The following is a 21,218-nucleotide window of genomic DNA, read 5'->3' as shown; positions in this document are numbered from 1 at the left end:
GACCTCCATGGTATAGATAGAGGGTCCGGCTTTACAATGAAGCTACTATCCGATTAAGGAGTGGTTGGTGGATGCTGCTAAAAGTAGGAAGCCGGGAGCTAGAGCTTGGAGGACCTCATTTAACGGAACTGAGAGATTCGAATGAGCTATTGCATGATGCTGACGCCTTAAGAGAGCGGCTTGCGGAGGACGGTTATTTGCTGCTTCGGGACTTCCATAATCGAGAGCAAGTGTTGAAGGCGCGCCATGCCATCCTGAAGAAAATGGATAAGATGGGCAAGCTGGACCGGGATACGCTGCTGGAGGAAGGCGTAATGGCCGACGGCAGCAAAACTATTTTCATGGGAGGCACTAACGAGGATTTGCCGGAACTGCTCAGCGTGCTGAATGGCGAGCATATAATGAGCTTCTTCGATGAGCTGCTGGGGGAACGATCGCTGACGTACCATTACAAGTGGCTTCGCGCCGTTGGACAAGGAGATTTTACCGGTGCGCATTACGATATTGTGTATATGGGGCGCGGCACGCATAACCTCTACACCGTATGGTCGCCTCTTGGCGATATCGATTATGCCATGGGAGGTCTGGCGATTTGCCTGGATTCCCATCATTTTGAGGAGCTGAAGAAGTCTTACGGCTCCAAGGATTCGGACCGCGATCCCGGTATCGGGCATTATACGGATGATCCGCTAGTCATTACGGAGAAATTTGGAGGCAAATGGGCTACGGCCGAGTATCGCGCGGGGGACGTATTGATTTTTGGCATGTTCCTCATGCACTGCTCGCTAGCCAATACGACGAACCAATATCGGCTCAGCGTGGATACGCGGTACCAGTCGAGCTTGGAAAAGGTTGACGAACGGTGGAGCGGCAAGAAGCCGCGCGGCCACTTCAAATAGAAAGCATCTGATAAAAACATCGCTGTGCAGCCAAAGGCTCCGGCGATGTTTTTTTTGCGCTGCGAATGAAACAAGGGTTTCATCAGTCCTTGTAAGAATTATAGTTAAGATTAATTTAGTTAATATTTTACATAAAAAAATAGAGTGTGCGGTCACATTCTTGGATTTGGGGTTGTTATAAAGGCATCGGGGCCCCGAACCGGGAAAGGAGTTCATATGGACGTTAACGAATCTATGGAGCCGCTTAGCGCGGATCGAATTGAGAAACTCGTCAAAGCTGTGCAAGCCGGACAAGTCGAACCGTATCGCGCGATTGTGCTGCATTTTCAGAGAAGGCTTCATCTTTATTGCTACCACATGATAGGCGACCGGGCGGAATCCGAGGATATCGTACAGGAAGTATTTCTTAGAGCCTATCGCGAAATTGGGAAATACCGGCAGACCGTCTCTTTCTCCGCTTGGCTATACAAGATCGCTTACCGGCTTTGCCTTAACGCGCTCAAGAAGCATAAGGGGCAGCATCGGTTGTTGTCTCTTATTCAGCTACAATGGTTAACGGCTCCCACGGCTAGTTCCGACGAGTCGGCCGACGGCCTATTAATCGGACTGTCCCCGGAGGAGCGGCAGCTGGTTATTCTCCGAACGCTGGAGGAGCGCAGCTTCGCCGAAATTGCGGAGCTTACGGGAAGCAAAGCCATAGCTTTGCGCAAGAAGTTCGAGCGCATCCGAAAGAAACTTAGAAAGCAAATGAGGGAGGAAAAACTCGATGAGCGATTATTCCCCGGGCTTTGAACCGCTGGAGCATTTCAAACGGGACGCCGAGCGCGGCGCTCCTGCACCTGTGGATTTCTCCGAGCGGATTATGCAACGGATTGAACTTGATTCTGCGGGGGGTTCAAGTTATAAGGCTTATAAGCCTAAGCGGATGGCAATCGGTATTGCGCTGATCGTGCTAACCGTGACGCTGCTATGCGGATTTACTTATGCGATAACGGCAGGCGTACTTACGATAAAAGACGATGCCGGACGCGAAATCATGCAGGTCCAATCGCCGGAGCCCATTCATGCGGAGCAGGTTGAGCTTCTAGACCGGATTAAGAGAACGGTTAATAATCAATTGCAGCAAGGGGAGGCCGCGATCATTATAATGGGCCAAGACGATATCGACGCCGTAAAGAGACATGAAGAGCCGGAGAGTTATTATCCGGTGTTTCAAGGCTTCAGCTATTCATCTACGGAAGATATCCCCACCCGGTTGGTCGGCCATTTAAATGAGCTGAAGAAGCTTGGCGATCAGGTAGCGGATGCCAAGCTTACAGAGGTGGAATTGTCTCCTTACCTTGGTCACCCGAATGTTTTAGAACCCGAAAAGTGGGTGGAGGCCAGCGAGTCCGGATCGGGTTATCCGTATGCGTACTATAAACTCAAACCGGACGACCAGGCATACATGGAAGATGCCGTCCTTAGTCTGACTTATCGGAAAGGGGATTCAACGTTTAGGCTTAGCGGCACTTATGGTGAATTTACATCGGTGACCGTCTTCGATAAGAACCCTTCGGCTGAACGCATTCACGAGGTTTCAGGTATACCAATCTACCATACCAATGGTCAAGATGCGCCTTATCTAACCTGGCTTGAGCCGGTTGGCGACGGGGAATTGATGTACTGGCTTAATAGCAATGCGGATCTAAAGCAGCAATTGAGATTCGCGGAAGCGGTTATTAAGGCCGCTAAACATTAGGGTGGTTGCTGAATTAATGCTGGAGCAGAGCATTATTTTTCAAGGAATATTATGGGTTGATGGATAAGTAATAAGAGGGAAGAACAATATCTTCATTAGGAGGCTTATGCGATGGGAAGGCAATTGGCATTTCGCGAGGACGGAACTTTTAAAATTATTCAGTTTACGGATATTCACGTGTATGACGGTCTAGGGGAAGCGGATGTCCGCTCGCTGGCTTTAATCAAAAACTTGATCGAATCCGAGAAGCCGGATCTGATTGTTTTCACGGGAGACGTTATTTATGCCGACAATGAAACAGGCGATCTAAGAGGGGGATTCCGGAAAACGGTGCAAATCGCCGACCAATCCGGTATTCCGTTCGCCGTTATTTACGGCAATCACGATGCGGAAAGAAATGTGAAGAAACCGGAGCTGCAAAAGATTTTATCCGAATTCGGCAATTGCATTAGCGAGGCCGGTCCGGAGGACATTGGCGGCATAGGCAATTATACGGCAACGGTCAAAAGCTCTTCGTCGGGCAGCGATGCCGCCGTTCTGTATTTTATGGATTCTGGCGAATATGCGCATGAAAGCATCGGCGGATACGCATGGATCCAGCCTGGTCAGGTTCAATGGTACAGAGAACAGTCCCGCCAGCTTGCCGAGAAAAATAACGCCGTGCTGCCTGGCCTTGCCTTCCTTCATATCCCTCTTCCCGAATACAACGAAGTATGGGAATCCGGCGGGGCAGAAGGTACAAAAGGAGAGCAAGTGTGCTGCTCCAAGGTCAACAGCGGCTTGTTCTCCGCCCTGTTGGAAAGAGGAGATGTGATGGGGGTATTTGCGGGGCATGATCATAATAATGATTATATCGGCACGCTTCATGGCATCACGCTTGCATATGGACGCGCTACCGGCTATAACACTTACGGCGATTTGAAGCGCGGCGCCAGAATCATTACCCTCATGGAGAGAGAGCGCCGGTTCGATACTTATATTAAAGAGGATTCAGTCTGATGGTTAAAAAGGACAATCTGTCATTTTATTGCATGAATTGTCAGGCTGCTTGAACATCGCGGTGTTATGCTCCTTACGAAAGGAGGGATCGAGATGGATTGGCTTCAGCGCATGAATCTGGCTATTGAATACATTGAAGATAACCTGGAGCACGAGATCAATTACGAACAGATAGCTAGAATTGCCTTATGCTCCGTCTATCAATTTCAGCGTATGTTTTCGTTTGTGCTTGAGATGCCTTTATCCGAATATATAAGGCGAAGACGGCTGACGCTTGCAGCTTTTGACTTGCAGGACAGGAAGAACAAAGTAACGGATATCGCCTTGAAATACGGCTATGAAACGCCTGAATCATTCTCTCGGGCATTTCAGAATCTGCACGGACTGACGCCTACTGCGGCCCGGCAGGCGGGTAGACCATTGAAAGCATACCCTCGTCTCTCCTTTCAAATTATTCTCAAGGGAGCTGCCGAGATGAATTATCGAATTGAGGAACGGAAAGCTTTTCAAGTGTTTGGGCTGGAAGATATATACGGCATGGACAATATTGCGAATCAAGACGGGATAACGATCCCGGAAGTCTGGCAAAACATTTCAAAGAATGGCGAGTTTGACCGGCTGTTTCATTCCTTAGCCGGAGATTGGCGGGCTGAAGGCCATTTCAGCACGGAGCTTGGAGAGGTCTTTGCATTTGATTCCTACAGGGTCACAAGCAATACCACTTTTCCTTATTTAATCGGATGTTATAAATCGGCTGGAAGCAGGATAGAGGGGTATACGGTCATTGATGTTCCGGCATCTACTTGGGCGGTATTCTCCACATTAAATGATGGAAACGGGAGCGGGAATTACGATTTGCGTTCGCTTAAAAACCGTATATTCTCCGAATGGCTGCAAACGTCCAAGTACACGATCATGGATGGAGGCAACTTCGAGATGTACTGCACGCATCAGGGTGGGGACGAGTATTGTGAATTATGGTATCGAATCGAGGAAAAGAAAGAATAAAGAAACGGACGGACGCTTGCTGGCGTCCGTCCGTTTCTGTGTTCTTAGCTTTGAAGAACCCGGGTAATCATGGTTGCGAATTCCGCTCTGGTTATTGCGGAGTCGGGGCGGAAGGTGCCGTCGGCATACCCGGTAACGATTTTGTTGGCTATAAGGGCTTCTATATAGGTATGCGCCCAATTGCCTGCTTGCACATCAGGGAAGGCAGTATTGCTGCTGCCGCTGAACTGGAAGGCTCTAGCTACGAGGGCGGCCATTTCTGCCCGGTTAAGCTGATCGTCCGGGCGGAATTTTCCGTCGGCATAACCGTTCATGAGTCCGGATTTCTGAGCGGCTCCAATGAAACCGGCAGCCCAATGCGTACTAGGCACGTCCGAGAAGCTGCTTGCCTGCGATTGAAGTCCAAGCTGTATCGCCAGCACCTTTAAGGCCTCTGCGCGCGTAATCCCAAGGTCCGGGCGGAAGGTGCCGTCCGGGTAACCGGCCAATAATCCCTTCTTGACCAGGAAGTCGATGCTTGTCTTCGCCCAATGTCCTTCTGTGTCGGCGAACGAAACAGGAAGTTCGCCCGGCGTTTCATTGCCTCCCGGAGGCGTTCCGTTATTATTGCCCGGAGGCGTTGTTGTTGGCGGCGTTGTTGTCGGAGGTGTTGTTGGCGGCGTATAGCTCAGTGCTGGCGCGAACGCGGTTACGCTGCGAGCTAAAGTATGCTGCTCCAGGGCGTAGCCCATGGCCAGAACGTTCGCGTCATCCCACGCTTTGCCGACCAACTGCATGGAAATCGAATAGCCATTCGGGTTCTTGCCCACGGGTACTACGACCGTCGGCAGTCCAACGTTGGAGGTAAGTACGCCGGTGCCTCTGTCTGAGCTTAGCTGAGCGGCGGCGCTGTCGTTGTTATACATATCGCTAATAAAGCCTGCATACACAACGCTGTCCACATCGTATTGATCCATCCAGTCCGCGATAATCTTCTTGTAGTTCGTTCTGTAAGCGAGGTACGCCTGTACTTGGCTTTCGGTCATTCGCGGACGTACCTGTAAGCTTGCTTGATTGTATAACAGCAGCTTTGGCGAGGCGAGCAGCTCGTCACCCGTGGCGTAAGGGAAATCCGGGTTAAGCTCAATGTAGCGTGCCCAGCCCTCGGAGCCGGCATTGCCCGCGGGTCTTGTGCCGCCTCCCGGAGGCGCGCTCATCTCCACCATGGTAGCTCCTGCTTCCACCAGGTCTTCGAAGTGCTGCATGACAGCTTGTCCCGTGCCGTCGTCGGCGTAGGAGGACACGAACGAAGCAGGAATATAGCCGATTCGCTTGCCTTGCAGGGCATTGCGGTCTAGAGCTTTCGTCCAGTCGCTAGGTTTTTTGGCATCTGCCTCTTGCGTCAGCATATCCTGCGGGTCGGTGCCGGTTGTTGCGTTAAGGATATAAGAGAGGTCGGTGACGGTACGGGCAATAGGTCCGGCATAGTCCTGCCCCCATGTCAGCGGCATTACGCCGCGCGTGCTTGCCATGCCGTCCGTTCCGCGGAAGGCAGCCAGGCTGGCGCCCGTAGATGGCGCGTACAGCGATACGCCGGTCTGCGTGCCCATGGCAGCTGCCGCAAAGCTTGCAGCGACGGATACTGCGGGGCCTCCGCTGGAACCAAACGAAGTTTTGGATGGATAGAGCGCATTCCAGGTTTGCATCCAGCCGCTTTCGCTAAAGCTGCCGCTGTTGGCAAACTCCGATGTGTTAGCTTTGCCGATGATGATGGCTCCTGCTTCTCTCAGCTTCTGAATCTGGTAAGCGTCCGATTTAGGCTGCCAGCCTTCCAACGCTTTGGAGCCGCCGGTGGTTGGCATATCCTTGGTATCATAGATATCCTTGACGGCAATCGGAATGCCAAGCAATTGGCCTGTCTTGCCTTCTTTGCGAGCTTGATCCGCTGCCTTGGCCTGTTGAATGGCCGTTTCAGAGACGTGAAGGAAGGAGTGGAAGCCGAGCTGTCCGAGATCATAAGCGTTAATACGATCCAGATAAGCTCTTGTGATCGCTTCGGAGGTCGTGATGCCTTTCTCCATATCGGACTGCATTTGCTCAATGCTTTTGTTAATGACATCGTAATTGGAGGTCGTTACGGTAGGAGCTGCAGCAGGAGCTGCCGGAATGTCGAGACGCGTGACATCCGCGCAAGCGGCAGTATCAAATCCAGGGAGACTGGACAGATCCCAGTTGCTGAGCGTACATACTTCCGCGGGGGATAAGTGGGTGAGATCGGGATTTTCCGTCATTTGATCAAGCGAATCCGCGGCTTGGGTTAGTCCAGCCTCGCCTGTTTCTCCGGCAAGAACGTATCTGGCCAGCGATTTGGTATGACCGGGTTCGATTGTGAGCTTATGAATGAAGCCGTAGAAATTCGCATCATTGCCGGTGGTTGCCAGCGGGGTGGTGAAAGGGTTCTGCTGTTGATCGCCGGTGCCTTGCAGCGCTCCTTCAAACGGAGCGGGGGAACCAAGAATGACGCCGATTGGGCGGTCCGCAGCTCTGCTTGTGCCTATTAAAGCCCATGAATCGTCGGCTGCGATGGCTGTGTCGCCGTTAGAGGTCGTTTTTACGGCCCCGTAATTTTGGCCGGTGCCGTAGCCGAGCGATCCGCCGAAGGATACATTGACGGTTACGGGAGCGTTGGTTGTGTTGGTGAAGGTATCGAAGAAACGAACGCTATTGCTTGCGCTGTTCAGGTAAACATCGCGTGTAATGAGGACGTCGCCAAGATTGACGGACTGCGTAGTGTCGAAGGTGTCGCTGCCGTCGAATTCAAGCCCGAAGCCTCTCATTAATTGACCGTTCATCCGGGGCGACGGCGAGGTGGATACCTGGACGAAAATATTGCCAAACCCCTGTATAGGCGTGTTGCTCGCTCTGCGGATGCTGCCTGTGTCCAGGTTAGGCGCGAATGAATCGTGAATCTCCCAATCTATTCCGCCTGCGGATGTCAGTTTAGTTAACGCATAGGCGTTATTGGATGGAATAACTCCCGCGAAAACCATGGAAAGCGCGAGGGTTGCCGCGATAGCGTACTTTTTGCCCCAAGCGCGTTTCGATCCCCGGGGAGTCTCGCGATCGGAGGTAGATTGTCGTTTGCCTTGCGATTGATGACTTTTGCTTATGAACAATTTCATGCAACTCCTTCCATATGAACTCGATAGAGATTCTATCACCATGTTAATAGAGCGTCAACAAATCTAACGTATAATCATATAAAAGTAAATTTTTTAAATAAATTTATTAATTATTTATAAATTTTGTCATGTATTCTAACACATAATTAAGCGTTTTCATTATTCAAATGAGTGAACATCGATATAAAAAAATGGCTGCGGAGAAAGACTCCGCAGCCATTTTTATTCATCCTGGAAAAATACTAAGTTAAAAGCACGGCAATCAGTGCGATGAATGCCGGCAGACCTTGAACGAGCAGAATCGAACGCTTCGCCGTAAAACCTCCGTAGACCGCAGCTACAAGTACGCAGCCCAGGAAAAATAGCTGAATCTGGTGCCCGGTCGAGGCATCGGGATGAACAAGCCCCCAGAGCAGGCCTGCGGCCAAGAAGCCGTTGTACAGTCCCTGGTTGGCGGCAAGCGATTGGGTTGCCTCCGCAAACGCTTTGTCGGTTCCGAAAGCTTTCCTTGCTCTTGGACCCGTCCACAGAAACATCTCCAGGATCAGGATATACACATGTTCAATCGCAACAATCGCCGTTAAGATGACGGAGACAATTAGCATGGGAATATGACGCTCCTTTTTCAGATAAATTGCATGCAATTCGTTCGACAAGATTATACATGACTATTCGCAAAACAACCAGCCGCCGCTCGTTCTGAATTACTACTTTCGGATAATATCCAATGGGTGAGGGCGGTGCTATTGTTGAAATGACTTTAGGAAGACACGACTAAAAACGGTAGAGGGAAGCTATTATTGGTTTCATGAGGAGGTGTTCGTATTTCCAGGGGAAGCCGTCATTTACTCATCTTGCTAACCGTATTCTTCATGCTGTTTGGCATGGTCCCGCCAACTCTTGCCGCTGCCGCGAGCAATGGCAACGGGGGAAGCCAACAGGAGAAGTCCGATCGGCCCGTATTCAGCGATATTCAGTCGCACTGGGCGTACAACGAAATTATGGAGCTCGCCGAAGCGAACATTGTGGCGGGGTTCACGGACGGAACGTTTAGGCCATCCGGGCAAGTGACGCGGGAGCAATTCCTGAAGATGCTGGTCGTGCTTGGAAAATATAGCGGCGACGATGTTTCCGTTCCGTTCAAAGACATCGAAGCAACGCGTTGGTCCGAGCCTTATATTGCGGCCGGATTAAAGCACGGTATTTTGCTGCTCGCCGATTATCCGGACAGCAAATTTAAGCCCAGCCAGCCCATTACCCGGTTTGAAATGGCGATTTGGATCGTCCGGGCACTACAGCTTCCGCCGGGCAAGGATGAACAGTTGCTAAGCAAGCTGAAGGATCAGGCGAACATCAAGCAGAGTCGGAGTTTAATCGAAGCGGCGCTGGAGACGGGAATCATTCGGGGGATGCCGGACGGCAGCTTCCAGGGCGGGAGCCATTCAACCCGGGCGGAAGCGGCCGTGATGCTCTCGCGGGCCCGTAACTATTTGCTCGGCAAATCGGGGGCCCCTCATAAAATCGTCCAGTACAGACCCGAAGTGAAACTGAGCGCTAGCAAAAACTATTCCATGCGCGATAGTTCGACCTGGGTCATTAGCGATCCTCAATTAAAACTAAGCCCTGGCGATGTGTTTGTTATGCCTCCGAACGATAAGTATTACGGCGGTATCGCGAAGAAGGTCGTATCGGTGAGCAAAGAGAACGGCTCGCTTATCGTCAAAACCTCTGTCCCGAGACTAAAAGAGGTATTCTCCAAGCTCGATATAAGCACATCGGAATTTATCGATCCCAAACAACTGAAGCCTATTAATTCCTCCGTTACCATTCAGACGGGCGGACAGAGCGCGCAGCCGATGAATATGTCATTGTTGAATCAGGGCTCTTCGTACTCTCCTCAAAGCTATGCCTCCTTGGCTTTGCCTTGCTTCAATATCGGACTAAACAATGCGAAGCTCGATGGGATAGCGTTCGATGCAAGCTTAAATGCCTGCAACTTGGGCATAAACGCGGATATCGGTCTTGATGTCGATTTCGATTGGTTCGATACCGATCTGGAATTCTATTCGAAGCTTGTTCTGACCGGCGATATTACGACAAAAGTCCATGCGGCAGCCAATACGGGAAACAGCGCGTTAAATGAGCCCAAGTTTATTCCGCTTACCACGCCTTTCTACGTTCCGGTTTTTACCGGCGTATTTGTTAAGGGGCAGTTGTTTTTGCGGATAGATCCGGACTTCCGGGCTTCGGTCGTCGTTGATTTCAACGATCAATTCCATCTGGAGCAGGGCTTCAGCCTCTCGTCCAGCAATGGACTCCGCGCCATTAACAACACGACTAACACGGCAACCCTAAACGTCGATACAAAGGCAAACGCCAGTATTGCCGCCGGTCCGGACGTTCAATTAACGCTGACGCTGCTCGATATGGCGTATGCCGGTTTTGATTTGTATCCCGGTATCGAAGCCGGCTACAGCCGCAACTATGAGCAAGGGCGATGCGACGCGATTAACGTAGACGCATTCCTCCGGCTTGACGTGATTGCAGGCTACGATATCTGGATCGCATCCGATGACTTCAGAGCGAATCTGATCAACGCAAAGTATCAGCTCTATCAGACGGAGCTGAATTGTCCGCCGCCTCAGCCTCCCGGCAATTTGAAGGCCGAGTTGTTCGGCTTCCGGGCTACGCTTGGTCCGTATAGCAGCACGATCATTAACCGGACCGACGTACAGCTCAGCTGGAGCGCCGTGAAGGATGCCGCGACGTACAACGTAAAACGCTCGGAATCGCCTAACGGTCCGTTCACGTCAAGACGTACCTCAAGCACGCAGTTCAAAGACACAACCGCAACGATCGGCAAGACTTACTATTATCAGATTACGGCCATGAACGAGCATGGCGAGAGCAAGCCTTCCTCAACCTTGAAGGTAGCGGTAACGATGCAGCCGCCCCCGGCACCGCAAAGCCTGACGGCGGATAAAAGAGGCGGTGCAAGCGTTGTCCTTCACTGGGCGGAAGTTGGAGGTCTGGTTCATTACACGGTGCAGCGCGCGGACGGCAACAGCACGAACTTTGCAACGATAGCCTCTAACGTCAGCGGTACGTCCTATACGGATTCCTCCGCTTCGCTCATTAAAGCCTACAGCTATCGGGTTATGGCAGAGGATAACGGGGGAACAAGCGCGCCAAGCAATGTCGTCTCCGTTCCGATACCGGATATTTCCGTTACGCCGATCGATCCTGTCATCCCTATAGGACCGATTATCATTAAATTGCCGGCTCCCGCCAACTTTAATGCGGGCACGGATATAAACAGCGGAAAAGTCATTCTTACCTGGAACGCCGTCAGCGGGGCGGCAGGTTACGATGTGATGCGTTCGACGGCCGCAACCGGAACCTTTACGGTTATCGGCTCGAAAATAACGGAGACCAAGTTCACGGACACGACCGCATCCATTGGCGTGACCTATTATTACAAGGTTGCGGCGGTAAGCAGCAGCGGAGCGGAAGGCAGCGCGACAGCGGTCAAGTCGGCTGCGCCAAGCAGCGGAATCCATTAGCGCCGATCCGGCGCTCAGTGCAAAAACCGCTCCTTTAGAAGGAGCGGTTCTTCGATGTTGCCTAGGCGCGTCCCGATACTTTATGGATTAGCTGGGTTCGGCTTTTCACTTCAAGCTTGCGGAATATGTTGGCCAGATGTTTCTTGACGGTCACTTCGCTTAAGCAAAGGTCCTTGGCGAGCTCCAGATTGGACCGGCCAAGGATCACGCGATCCAGAACCTCCCGTTCACGGCGGGACAGCAAGGAGAGTAAGGCCTCTTCGGCGAATCCTTCGGCTTCCGCCTCTTGCTCCTCCTCCTGCATGCCAAGCGCGGCAATCATTCTATCCACGTAATGGTTCACCTTATTGCCGCGAGTATCAAGAATGTAATAAGGAGCGGGCGTAACGCCGTCATAATCCAGATTGACGGCCCCGGCAGCCTGTTCGAGACCAAGGCTTGCGCAAATGGCATGAGAGATCGGATTGCCTATCGGCGCGGCGACGATATAACCCGTTGATAGAATATGACTGATCAGCGTCGATAAAGAAGCATGCATCATGACGTCGTTTGCGAAATCGTAAACGTCGAGGATTTTGACAAAGTATCCGGAATGGCTGGGGGGCTGAACCGCGAGCTCCTGCAGCAATTCCTCCGGCAACGCATTGAAATAGGCGCGAGACATCCTGGCTGTCCTCAAATAACCGATTGTCCCGGCGTGAATAGGAATGATCTCGATTAGTCCGCACACTTCATCTTCGCCGTTTCGGATTAGCTTCACGCAGCCCGGCTCCAGCTCGTATAGCTCCTGAAGACGAATCTGGTTAAGCACGAGGAGGCTCTCCTCTCTGGACAGGCAGTATTGAATTTGGGAGCCGTCCTGCGCGGAGAACGGGATATAGGAATCTTTCGCCGTACGTCTGCGCTGCTCGATATATTGCTCGGCTTCTTCCCAATTGCCCGGTCCAAGCGGTTCTACGCTGCAGGATACCCACTGCCGGTACATTAAAAAATGAATAAACTGATTGCCGATATAATAGAGAAACTCCGCGTTCTCCCAGGAGACCGATTTATTTCTCGCCGATTGCTTGAGTTTATTGGAATAATACTGAAGGCAACGATGCCAAATCCGGTTGTAGCGTTCGGGCATCCGCATTCGCAAATCCTTGGAGATGGCTTCTCGCAGCAGCTCATGAAGCAGCCAGCCCCGGTCCATGCGTTGAATGAAAGAGTAAGAGATCAGCTTCCTGAACTGCTCCGTCGTTACGGGTCTGCCCAGCATGCGGCTGAGCATTTCCTGATTGAAGTGGCGGGCAACGGCAGCCGACTCGACCAATTCCCTCATATATGAATCGGGTACTTCCCGCAGCCAGGTCTGCACGATATGGCTAAACCACGCGTCTTCGTTAGAGGGCTGCCTCTTTTCCTCATGGGTTACAAGCGAAGTAGAGGCAAGAAGCGCGAGGGAAAGCGGGTGGCCGCGCGTTCTTATCCAGATGGAACGGATGGTCTCGTCTACCGCAATACCGCATCTGCGCAAATAAGACCGGACAGCCGGGTAATCCAGATCCCGGATAGGAAGCGGATAGATGATGCGCTGCCAAGCGGGAAAAGCGTGCCAGGAGGAATGCAGGGCGAATCGGCCGCTTAGAATCATGATAATGCCTTCCGGCATCCGGTTTATGAAGCTGTCCCGCAGCCAGTGCTCCATTTCCCCGATTTCTTCGAATGTATCTATGGCTAGAACAAAGGGTATCCCCGCCCCGAGTATAACCTCCCGGCATAATTCAATTAACGCTGCCGCGTCATTTGGGTTCATGATTTCGGGTATCGGAGCATGAAGGGCCCGCAGCAGAAATAAGCAGAATTCAGCTGGCGTATGGGCAAACAGCCTGGAGTCTACCATAACAAACGGAGTTTTTCGCTGCCTTGCCATTTGTTCGAATTCCCGGAGCAGCACGGTTTTTCCTACACCGCCGGTACCGTAAACGCTAATCATTCTCCTGGCAACGGACGGCGTCTCCAGCACATCCGCAAACAGCTGAACTTCCCGGTCCCTGCCATAAAGCTCTCTGCCGCCAGGAACATTATAGTCATCGGCAGGTCTAAGATTTCCTTGCTCCTTCGCCATAATCGGGGATCACCTCTTGCCGCGGCACAGGCGGCTCAACTTTTGGATATATAAACATCTCATAGTGTAAACGGTTTGGAATACAATGACTGTCGAATCGCGCGGGATAAATCCAGCGTCAGTCGACAGTCAGTGAATCATCAGTCGACACCATTCGTGCTAAATATATAATGAGAGATAAGGTATATTTACATATTGGTGGTGATTGCTATTTTATACGTTGCTGCTTTTTTGCTTTCTTTTATAACGGTACTCGTGTTGATTCCTCCACTCAGCCGGCTTGCGTTTAAGATTGATTTTGTAGACAGGCCCAGGAAGGACGTCGAGCGCAAGCTGCACCGGAAGCCGATTCCGCTGACGGCCGGTTACGCGATTTTTATTGGCTTTTTTATCGCTTACCTGGCTGTGGTCCGGGACTTCTCCATGCAGACGGGGGCGATCTTTCTTGGCGGCCTATTGCTGCTGGCGATCGGTACGGTTGACGATTGGTATAAGACGAAAGGCAAGGATTTTCCCGCACTGCCGAAGCTGATCGTTCAACTCTCCGCCGCTGTGTTGGTATACGCCTCGGGCGTTGTGTTTGAGGGCTTCGTTAATCCGTTCTCCGGCCATTATGTGGAGCTTCCCGTTCTTTTGCAATTTGTCTTAACGACGCTTTGGATCTTCGGGGTGACGACGGTCATCAACTTCTCGGACGGTCTGGACGGTCTGGCGGGAGGGCTTTCTGCCATCTCCGCGATGACCCTGTTTATCGTAGCGCTTGCCATGGGGCAGTCGAACTCTGCGAATATGGCGATTATTCTAGTAGGCATAACGTTGGCGTATTTAAGATTCAACAAACCTCCGGCCAAAATATTCATGGGCGACGCGGGGGCGACTTTTCTCGGATTTATGCTTGCCGTTATTTCGCTAGACGGAGCTTTCAAGCAAGCTACGGCACTCTCTATTTTTATCCCGATCCTCGCCTTGGGGGTTCCGATCTTCGATAATCTGTACGTGATGCTGAAACGCTTCCTGCAAGGGAAAGCCATCTACCAGGCTGACGCAAGCCAGGCGCATTACCGTCTGCTGCGGGCGGGGCTTAATCATAAGCAGGCTCTGATGGTATTGTGTTTAATGGGTACATGCCTCGGCTTATCCTCTATTATTCTGATGCTGGTAGAAATATAAAGTCTAAGGCCGGACACCCGTTTAGGGTTTCCGGCCTTTTTTTGTTAGGTGTGTTTTTGTGGTATTCTAGAAGGAATAGCGTATTGAAGTCCGCATTATTGGGGGAGTATCCATGCTTATACATGACCGGCATCAACAAATCATACAGCTGCTTCATGAATCTCAATCGGTCAAGACGGCTGATTTAATCGCGAGATTCGGCGTCTCGTTCGAGACGATCCGAAGAGATATGGAGTATCTGGAGCAGGAAGGTTTCTTGAAACGGGTTCATGGTGGGGCGACCTTGCCTCAGGCGGACTACCGGAAAGAGCTTCCCTTTACCGTGCGGGAGACGAAGAGACATCCCGAGAAACGCGAGCTGGCCCAGACGGCTCTTCGTTTTGTGGAAGAGGGGCAATCCTTGTTCCTGGACGTGAGCACGACGAATACGGAGTTCGCCAAGGCCTTGGCGTCCCGTTTCGAACGGTTAACGATATTAACCAATTCCTTTCCGATTGCTTCGATTCTTATGGCTAAGCCTCAGTTTACGATTATTTTTGTCGGCGGGGTCGTGCGTAATTCGGAACAATGCGCGGTTGGAGATTATGCCGAGTCGTTTGTTTCCCAGTTCCATGCCGACCTGTTCTTCATGAGCATGAGCGGCATCTCCCTGACCGAAGGGCTGACGGATTACGGGATTAGCGAGATTCAATTGAAAAAAAGGATGCTGGAGCGGACGAGGCGGGTTATCGTGCTTGCGGACAGCAGCAAGTTTGATGTCGTATCGCTTACGCCGGTATGCGGACTGGATAAGATTGAGCGTATTGTTACGGACTCCGGATTAAGCCCGGATATCCTTGAACGATACAAGAAAGCCGGAATTATTGTTGAATGCAAATAGAAGATGAAATACAAGAAGAGCCTTCCCTGAAGGTTCTTTTTTTTGTTTTGCCGTAGTTGCTTTTTTTTTTTAACCTCGATAGAGATTTACCTAATTGACAGGGTGAAAAGCTCATGCTAACATTTGCGTAATGTTGTATTTATGTGTGTTTATGTGTGATATTTGAGTGGGTGTTGGATTTGTGAGGAGGGGTCATTATTTCGCTTGCCGTACTGCTTGTATTAGGATCCGGCGTGGCTCATGCCATCTGGAATTTGCTCACGAAGAAGAGCGGGAATAAGCAATTGTTTTTGTTCATGATCTATATACCTGCTACCCTGTTGCTTCTGCCTGAATTTATCGCGGAGATCGTCTCCGTCCAAGTGCCGTTGTCGGGTTATGTTTTATTGGTCCTGTCTCTGCTGATTCAGGCAGGGTATGCGTACTTCTTGTCTCGCACCTTAACCTTAGGCGACTTGTCCCAGGTGTACCCGATGATGAGAGGGATCGCTACCTTTCTGCTGCCTCTTTGCGGGGTTATCTTCTTGAACGAACGGCTGTCCCACTGGGGGTGGCTGGGTCTCGGATTAATTGCTCTAGGTTTCTTTCTGTTAAGCGGGTTTTACCGGAGGAAGCAGCGGTTTCAAGCCTCGGGGAAAGTATTGTTGTCTATTGTAGCCGTAGGCTTCTGCACAATGGCCTATGTCATGGTAGACAAAGTGAACTTGCAGCATTTTTCGCCGGTTGTGCTGTTAGAGATATCGAATATCGGATTTATGTTGGGGCTTGTCCCGTTTATCCGCTTCCGGGAAGTTGGCTGGGTTAAGCAGATAAGGGAAAACGGCAGGCTGCTTGCGGCGGGATCCATTTTGTCTCCGGGCTCTTACCTGCTGTTCTTGTTCGCCATGAGCATGTCGCAGCTGACTTACGTGGCACCGCTTCGGGAAATCGGGACCGTCTGCGGGACCTTTATGGGGGTGTGGCTGTTGAAGGAAGGAAAGGGCGCCTTGCGGTTAGCATCGGCCAGCATCATTTTCGCCGGTATTCTTCTAGTGGGGATATTGGGAATATAGGGAGGGTCTGAGAATGGGATATGAAGAGGGTAAAGGGAAGGCACGGCTTCAGTTTCAGGTCATTACCGATACGCATGTGAGAACGGATCCCGGACATACGCATAATGGCAATTTGGTGCGGGCGCTCGAGGATATGAAACGGGAAGCGCCAGACAGCGACGGTATTATGCATGTAGGCGATATAACCGACCATGGGCATGCGGAAGAGTATGAAGAGTTTCGTAAAATATGGCGGGAGCATGGAGTAGGGCTGCCAGACGCTTATTTTGCTTCCGGCAATCATGATGTCGGCGGGGGAGAATGGTCTTCGCGCCTGGGAGCTTATCTGAATGCCACGGAGATGGGCGGACCGTATCACGCTCACATAGTGGAAGGTTACTCTTTTATCTTCCTTGGGACCGAGCAGGGGCTGGACCTATTCTCGTTCCTGTCGGAAACGCAGCTGTCCTGGTTGGATGGCAAATTAGAGGAAAGCAAGAGTCTGAATCGTCCTGCCTTCGTGTTCCTGCATCAGCCGCTTAAGGATACGGTTGCCGGCTCCTACGAGTCACAGAAGTGGTACGGCGTTACCCAAGATGAACAGCTCAAGGAAGTGTTGTCCAGACATAGGCATGCCATTCTGTTTACCGGACATACGCATTGGGAGCTGGAAGCGCCGCATACCCTGTATGACGATGAACAATTGCCCCGCATGTTTAACGCGGCATCCGTTGCCTACCTCTGGACGGATGAAGACGAGCATAAGGACGGAAGCCAAGGGTTGTTCGTGGAGGTATACGAGAATCGGATCGTAGTCCGGGGGCGGGATTTTGCCGCGGGCAAGTGGCTGGAGAAGGTCCATTATGAGTGGGAGATTCCGGAGTGACCGATTATAGTCGTGAAAAAAGGGTATATCGCCGTAGATGCGATTACCCTTTTTTTTATTGAACGAGGCTAATTATTAACCCAAGAAAGCGATCGAACGTTTTACTTTTTTCGCGAATTCAATAGGATTATCGATGGATTCCCAGTGTACGTACATGAGACGCGGATTCTCGAACAACCAGTGATTATGAACCGCCGTAACTTTAATCCCGTTCTTCCGAAGATTTGTGAGCAAGCGATTAACCTGGTTTTGGAAAAGCGCTGTTTCTCCCAGACAGAGTGCTCGTCCGGAACTGTCCAATGACTCAAACGAGAACAATTGATAACGAACGAGAGGAGACGCGGTGCGTTTTCCTAAAATAGAGGCTTTTATTACTCTGTTTCTTGTAACGAAACAAACCGGTCCTTTCGTAATTTCATGCTCTGTCCCGCCCAAAATGGAGGAGAATCGGTTGCAAATTTTTATAAACTGCGGACTTGCTTTTACAGGTTGCGCCATTTACAGATCATCCTTTCATGTTTAGAAATAAAAAAATATTCAAACATCAGCCGAGGAATGCGATAGATGCCTTGGTTTTTTTGGCAAACTCTATAGGGTCCATATTAGCTTCCCAGTGCATATACATTAAGCGCGGGTTCTCGTTAAGCCAGTGATTATGAAGAGAAGTTACTTTGATTCCGCGTTTACGAAGATTCGACATCAATCGATTAACCTGATTTTGATGCACGGCAGTCTCGCCTAAACAAAGCGCGCGGCCCGAAGCGCTTAGAGATTCGAACGAGAACATTTGCATCTGAACCAAAGGCGAGCGGGTTCTTCTGCCCAAAATGGTCTCTTTCAAGTTCGTCATCCTCGTGACAAAACAAACCGGACCTGCTTCAATCTCCGATTCACCTCCCAGGATTTTTGAGAATTGGGTGCACAATCTTGCGAATTGCGGACTTACTTTTACTTTTTGCGCCATATAAATCCTCCTTTAATTGTTACTGGTGTAATCTATGACGAATCTAGTAAATCGAGTTGTGCGGAATTACTAGATTTAAGAAAATGTCCTTTTGGCGCCCCGGGCCATTCTCTTATACCTGCAAAACGTCATTCGCTAACATTAGCGGAGTTCAATTAATGTTCTAGACCAAAGAAAGGGCCGGGAATGCTCACGCTTTGGTGCGCATTCCTGGCCCTTCTCTTTCGGATCAACTAAGTTATTGTTATTCTGTTTGAAAACCGTTCCAAACCATCGTCTTCTCGATCGGAAATCGCGAGGATGCACGCGCCGGAATCGCATAACTATCGGTAATAGCGGTTAATGACATTTATGTTCAACTCCTTGAATGGTTTATAGCGTTTAGTTTCTTGCTATTCTCGTGTCCTGCTGTCTTCTTCCGGCCAAGTCGATTTGTGCCGATAACCCCGGCAATAATCAGCACCGAGCCGATCAGATGATAAATCGTTATTTCTTCTCCAAGGAACAACGCACCGGCCGTTATCGACACGATGGTAGCGAGATTGGCGAATACGCTCATTCTCGACGCCTCCATCTTGGACAAAATGTAATTGGAGGTTAGCGCCGTTAACAGGGAGGATACGATCCCCAGGAAGATAAGCGATGCCATAAAGGTGCCGCTCACCAGAGGCGCGAATATATGGGGAAGGGTCCCGGCTGAGGCATGGCTAGTGAATGCCGTAACCGTAAAAAAGACAAAGCCGATGCCCATCATCAAATAAGTGATTTCCGCCGGGCTGAACTGCCTGGATAACGAGCGGGCCAGAACGGTATAGCCGGCAAAAGCGAAGCAGGTCAAGAGTAGAAGCGAAATGCCAAGCAGATTGGACAGATCAATGCTGCTGCCTTTCATGACAAAGATAAATACCACTCCAAACACCGACAAGAGGATCGACAGCTTCTGCAGAACGGTTGTGGTTTCTTTCAGAAACAGGGAGGCAATCATCATCGTAACGACCGGCGTGAACGCATACAGGATGCCGCCTTCCGCCGAGCTGGCATGCTGCAGCCCATAAGCCTGAAGCGTAAAGAAACCAAGCGGGTACATGGATGCCAGCAGCAGCACTTTGCGGAGCGGCTTGCCGCGGTAGGAAAGCTTCATCCAGCCGAATAACACGGGAATGGACATCACCAGGAACGATGAGGCAAAACGAAAAGCCAGCGTATCAAGCGGACTGGCATAATCCAGTGCCGTCTTGGCAAATAAAAAAGATAAGCCTATAATGACCGCGTTTAGCACGGCGAGGAAATAGGGAAGCCTCATTTCCTTGTGACCCATGTTGCATCATCCTCTCGGAGCTTACGGCAGCGTGTTCGCGAACGTCTGTAACCGTTGATTTGAAGATAAGGGATTTCGGTTAACCAAACAACGCCGTTTTACCCTAACTGTATCGATACAGTTGGGCTAAAGCGCATGGAGGAGAGCATGAAAAAATACGCTTTGATCCTATCCGATATGGAAGAGAAAATCCGGCAGGGAAAATACCGTCCCGGCCAAAAGCTGCCCTCCGTCCGCAGTGCCGCGGAAGCCTACGGATGCAGCATCAGTACCATTACGAGAGCTTATGCGGAGCTGGAAAAACGCCACGTTATTTATTCGGTGCCGCAAAGCGGGTACTACGTCGTCGTGAAGCCCGGGGAATGGCGGGATGAGCGGGACGGCAGCATGATCTACTTCGCGACGGTTCTGCCGGACCTGGATGCTTTTCCTTATTTGGATTTCCAGCATTGTCTCAACAAAGCGATCGATATTTATAAGTACGACCTGTTTACTTATGGCGACCCGCTGGGACTGGAATCCTTCCGTCACACGCTTGTTTCGCATTTGGCGAGTGACCAGGTATTCACGAAAGTCGAGAGGATCTTCGTCACCTCCGGCGCGCAGCAGGCGCTGGAGATACTGGCGAAGATGCCGTTCCCAAACGGCAGGGAGGCTGTGCTCGTGGAGCAGCCCAGCTATGACCGGTATTTGCGGTTTCTGGAGACGGAGAAAATTCCGGTGCATGGCATCGCCCGAACGGCTGCGGGCATCGATCTTCAGGAGCTGGAGCGTTGGTTCAAGGGCGGCAGCATCAAATTTTTTTATACGATGTCGAGGTATCATAATCCGCTTGGCACTTCCTATAACGCCGAGGAACGGAGAGGAATTGCCAAGCTGGCCGCCAAATACGGCGTCTACATTCTGGAAGACGATTATATGGCCGATCTTGGGGCAGACCAGCAGTCCGACCCGATTTACGCTTCCGATGGCGGCGAGTATGTCATTTACGTAAAAAGCTTCTCCAAGATTATTTTCCCTGGCTTGCGGTTAGGCGCAATCGTATTGCCGGAACGTCTGCTTAACACCTTTTATGCCTATAAAATATACCCCGACACCTCGCTGCTCTCCCAGGCGGCGCTTGAGGTGTATATCAAGAACGGCATGTACGAACGGCATAAGCATAAGATAGCGGGCTTGTACGCGGCTAGAATGCTGGCTTTGAACGAATCGGTGAATCGGCATAACGAGCCGGGATTAATGGAGGTGCCGGATATCCGTTCGGGAATTTACACGCATTTCAAGCTGAGGCAGACGGTGAACGTAGAGCAGCTCTTGAGGCGTCTTGCGGAGAGAAACGTCAGCGTCGTGTCCGGCAAGGGGTTCTACCTGTCCAATTATCTGGATAAAGAGAAATTTCTGCGAATCAGCATTTCCCAGACCGGGGCTGAGCAGATTGAGGAAGGAGTCCGAATCATTACGGAAGAGGTGCGTAAGGGAAGCCGGTGA

At 50.9% G+C, this 21,218-nt stretch carries 17 protein-coding genes; 11 read left to right on the top strand and 6 right to left on the bottom strand.

Annotated elements, in window-relative coordinates; genetic code table 11:
- Nucleotides 1-71 precede the first annotated feature (71 nt).
- The 5 genes from PGL01S_RS17710 (at nucleotide 72) to PGL01S_RS17690 (ending at nucleotide 4,647) form a co-directional block, all read left to right on the top strand.
- Complete coding sequence (locus PGL01S_RS17710; protein ID WP_127495906.1) at nucleotides 72-899, top strand: phytanoyl-CoA dioxygenase family protein; 828 nt, start codon at nucleotides 72-74, stop codon at nucleotides 897-899.
- Nucleotides 900-1,115: 216 nt separating this feature from the next.
- Entirely contained in the window at nucleotides 1,116-1,691 is a 576-nt protein-coding gene (locus tag PGL01S_RS17705; RefSeq protein WP_127495905.1) for an RNA polymerase sigma factor, read from the top strand.
- On the top strand, nucleotides 1,666-2,640 hold the full coding sequence (locus PGL01S_RS17700; RefSeq protein WP_127495904.1) for a hypothetical protein: 975 nt from the start codon (nucleotides 1,666-1,668) through the stop codon (nucleotides 2,638-2,640). The genes PGL01S_RS17705 and PGL01S_RS17700 overlap by 26 nt, the downstream gene beginning before the upstream one ends.
- A gap of 111 nt (nucleotides 2,641-2,751) precedes the next feature.
- The gene (locus tag PGL01S_RS17695) at nucleotides 2,752-3,639 is read left to right on the top strand and encodes a metallophosphoesterase family protein (RefSeq protein ID WP_127495903.1); all 888 of its coding nucleotides are present in this window, start codon (nucleotides 2,752-2,754) and stop codon (nucleotides 3,637-3,639) included.
- A gap of 93 nt (nucleotides 3,640-3,732) precedes the next feature.
- Nucleotides 3,733-4,647: an AraC family transcriptional regulator gene (locus PGL01S_RS17690; RefSeq protein ID WP_127495902.1), complete on the top strand. Its 915-nt coding sequence runs from the start codon at nucleotides 3,733-3,735 to the stop codon at nucleotides 4,645-4,647.
- Nucleotides 4,648-4,691: 44 nt separating this feature from the next.
- Here the strand turns inward: PGL01S_RS17690 and PGL01S_RS17685 are convergent, their stop codons facing one another.
- The gene (locus PGL01S_RS17685) at nucleotides 4,692-7,802 is read right to left on the bottom strand and encodes an amidase family protein (protein WP_244935637.1); all 3,111 of its coding nucleotides are present in this window, start codon (nucleotides 7,800-7,802) and stop codon (nucleotides 4,692-4,694) included.
- Nucleotides 7,803-8,050: 248 nt separating this feature from the next.
- The gene (locus tag PGL01S_RS17680) at nucleotides 8,051-8,413 is read right to left on the bottom strand and encodes a DUF1304 domain-containing protein (protein ID WP_127495901.1); all 363 of its coding nucleotides are present in this window, start codon (nucleotides 8,411-8,413) and stop codon (nucleotides 8,051-8,053) included.
- 249 nt (nucleotides 8,414-8,662) lie between these two features.
- On the opposite strand from PGL01S_RS17680, the gene PGL01S_RS17675 reads away from it, so the two are divergent.
- Entirely contained in the window at nucleotides 8,663-11,371 is a 2,709-nt protein-coding gene (locus PGL01S_RS17675; RefSeq protein WP_127495900.1) for an S-layer homology domain-containing protein, read from the top strand.
- Between the two features lie 61 nt (nucleotides 11,372-11,432).
- Here the strand turns inward: PGL01S_RS17675 and PGL01S_RS17670 are convergent, their stop codons facing one another.
- Complete coding sequence (locus tag PGL01S_RS17670; RefSeq protein ID WP_127495899.1) at nucleotides 11,433-13,481, bottom strand: LuxR C-terminal-related transcriptional regulator; 2,049 nt, start codon at nucleotides 13,479-13,481, stop codon at nucleotides 11,433-11,435.
- Nucleotides 13,482-13,682: 201 nt separating this feature from the next.
- On the opposite strand from PGL01S_RS17670, the gene PGL01S_RS17665 reads away from it, so the two are divergent.
- From PGL01S_RS17665 to PGL01S_RS17650, 4 genes are all read left to right on the top strand, one after another.
- Nucleotides 13,683-14,651, top strand: a complete 969-nt coding sequence (locus tag PGL01S_RS17665; protein ID WP_127495937.1) for an MraY family glycosyltransferase — start codon at nucleotides 13,683-13,685, stop codon at nucleotides 14,649-14,651.
- Between the two features lie 112 nt (nucleotides 14,652-14,763).
- Nucleotides 14,764-15,531, top strand: a complete 768-nt coding sequence (locus PGL01S_RS17660) for a DeoR/GlpR family DNA-binding transcription regulator (RefSeq protein WP_127495898.1) — start codon at nucleotides 14,764-14,766, stop codon at nucleotides 15,529-15,531.
- A gap of 233 nt (nucleotides 15,532-15,764) precedes the next feature.
- A complete protein-coding gene (locus PGL01S_RS17655) occupies nucleotides 15,765-16,583 on the top strand; it encodes an EamA family transporter (RefSeq protein WP_127495897.1) in 819 nt (272 codons plus the stop codon).
- A 13-nt stretch (nucleotides 16,584-16,596) separates the two neighbouring features.
- The gene (locus PGL01S_RS17650; protein WP_127495896.1) at nucleotides 16,597-17,448 is read left to right on the top strand and encodes a metallophosphoesterase family protein; all 852 of its coding nucleotides are present in this window, start codon (nucleotides 16,597-16,599) and stop codon (nucleotides 17,446-17,448) included.
- 75 nt (nucleotides 17,449-17,523) lie between these two features.
- Here the strand turns inward: PGL01S_RS17650 and PGL01S_RS17645 are convergent, their stop codons facing one another.
- From PGL01S_RS17645 to PGL01S_RS17635, 3 genes are all read right to left on the bottom strand, one after another.
- On the bottom strand, nucleotides 17,524-17,946 hold the full coding sequence (locus PGL01S_RS17645) for a DUF1259 domain-containing protein (RefSeq protein WP_127495895.1): 423 nt from the start codon (nucleotides 17,944-17,946) through the stop codon (nucleotides 17,524-17,526).
- A 46-nt stretch (nucleotides 17,947-17,992) separates the two neighbouring features.
- Nucleotides 17,993-18,412 carry a DUF1259 domain-containing protein gene (locus PGL01S_RS17640; protein ID WP_127495894.1) on the bottom strand — a complete coding sequence of 140 codons (420 nt, stop codon included), beginning with the start codon at nucleotides 18,410-18,412 and terminating at the stop codon, nucleotides 17,993-17,995.
- 355 nt (nucleotides 18,413-18,767) lie between these two features.
- The gene (locus tag PGL01S_RS17635) at nucleotides 18,768-19,730 is read right to left on the bottom strand and encodes a DMT family transporter (RefSeq protein ID WP_127495893.1); all 963 of its coding nucleotides are present in this window, start codon (nucleotides 19,728-19,730) and stop codon (nucleotides 18,768-18,770) included.
- Between the two features lie 147 nt (nucleotides 19,731-19,877).
- Between PGL01S_RS17635 and PGL01S_RS17630 the strand changes: the two genes are divergently transcribed.
- Complete coding sequence (locus tag PGL01S_RS17630; RefSeq protein WP_127495892.1) at nucleotides 19,878-21,218, top strand: aminotransferase-like domain-containing protein; 1,341 nt, start codon at nucleotides 19,878-19,880, stop codon at nucleotides 21,216-21,218.

The sequence above is a fragment of the Paenibacillus glycanilyticus NBRC 16618 genome, from assembly GCF_004000805.1.
GTDB lineage: Bacteria > Bacillota > Bacilli > Paenibacillales > Paenibacillaceae > Pristimantibacillus > Pristimantibacillus glycanilyticus.
The sequence above is the reverse complement of the archived record's forward strand: the minus strand, read 5'-3'. Positions and strand labels throughout refer to the sequence as shown.

Bases quoted from the DNA above. Each gene is read 5' to 3' on its own strand.
- PGL01S_RS17710 (WP_127495906.1), top strand. From the start codon at position 72: ATGCTGCTAAAAGTAGGAAGCCGGGAGCTAGAGCTTGGAGGACCTCAT.
- PGL01S_RS17705 (WP_127495905.1), top strand. From the start codon at position 1,116: ATGGACGTTAACGAATCTATGGAGCCGCTTAGCGCGGATCGAATTGAG.
- PGL01S_RS17700 (WP_127495904.1), top strand. From the start codon at position 1,666: ATGAGCGATTATTCCCCGGGCTTTGAACCGCTGGAGCATTTCAAACGG.
- PGL01S_RS17695 (WP_127495903.1), top strand. From the start codon at position 2,752: ATGGGAAGGCAATTGGCATTTCGCGAGGACGGAACTTTTAAAATTATT.
- PGL01S_RS17690 (WP_127495902.1), top strand. From the start codon at position 3,733: ATGGATTGGCTTCAGCGCATGAATCTGGCTATTGAATACATTGAAGAT.
- PGL01S_RS17680 (WP_127495901.1), bottom strand. From the start codon at position 8,413: ATGCTAATTGTCTCCGTCATCTTAACGGCGATTGTTGCGATTGAACAT.
- PGL01S_RS17670 (WP_127495899.1), bottom strand. From the start codon at position 13,481: ATGGCGAAGGAGCAAGGAAATCTTAGACCTGCCGATGACTATAATGTT.
- PGL01S_RS17660 (WP_127495898.1), top strand. From the start codon at position 14,764: ATGCTTATACATGACCGGCATCAACAAATCATACAGCTGCTTCATGAA.
- PGL01S_RS17650 (WP_127495896.1), top strand. From the start codon at position 16,597: ATGGGATATGAAGAGGGTAAAGGGAAGGCACGGCTTCAGTTTCAGGTC.
- PGL01S_RS17645 (WP_127495895.1), bottom strand. From the start codon at position 17,946: ATGGCGCAACCTGTAAAAGCAAGTCCGCAGTTTATAAAAATTTGCAAC.
- PGL01S_RS17640 (WP_127495894.1), bottom strand. From the start codon at position 18,412: ATGGCGCAAAAAGTAAAAGTAAGTCCGCAATTCGCAAGATTGTGCACC.
- PGL01S_RS17635 (WP_127495893.1), bottom strand. From the start codon at position 19,730: ATGGGTCACAAGGAAATGAGGCTTCCCTATTTCCTCGCCGTGCTAAAC.
- PGL01S_RS17630 (WP_127495892.1), top strand. From the start codon at position 19,878: ATGAAAAAATACGCTTTGATCCTATCCGATATGGAAGAGAAAATCCGG.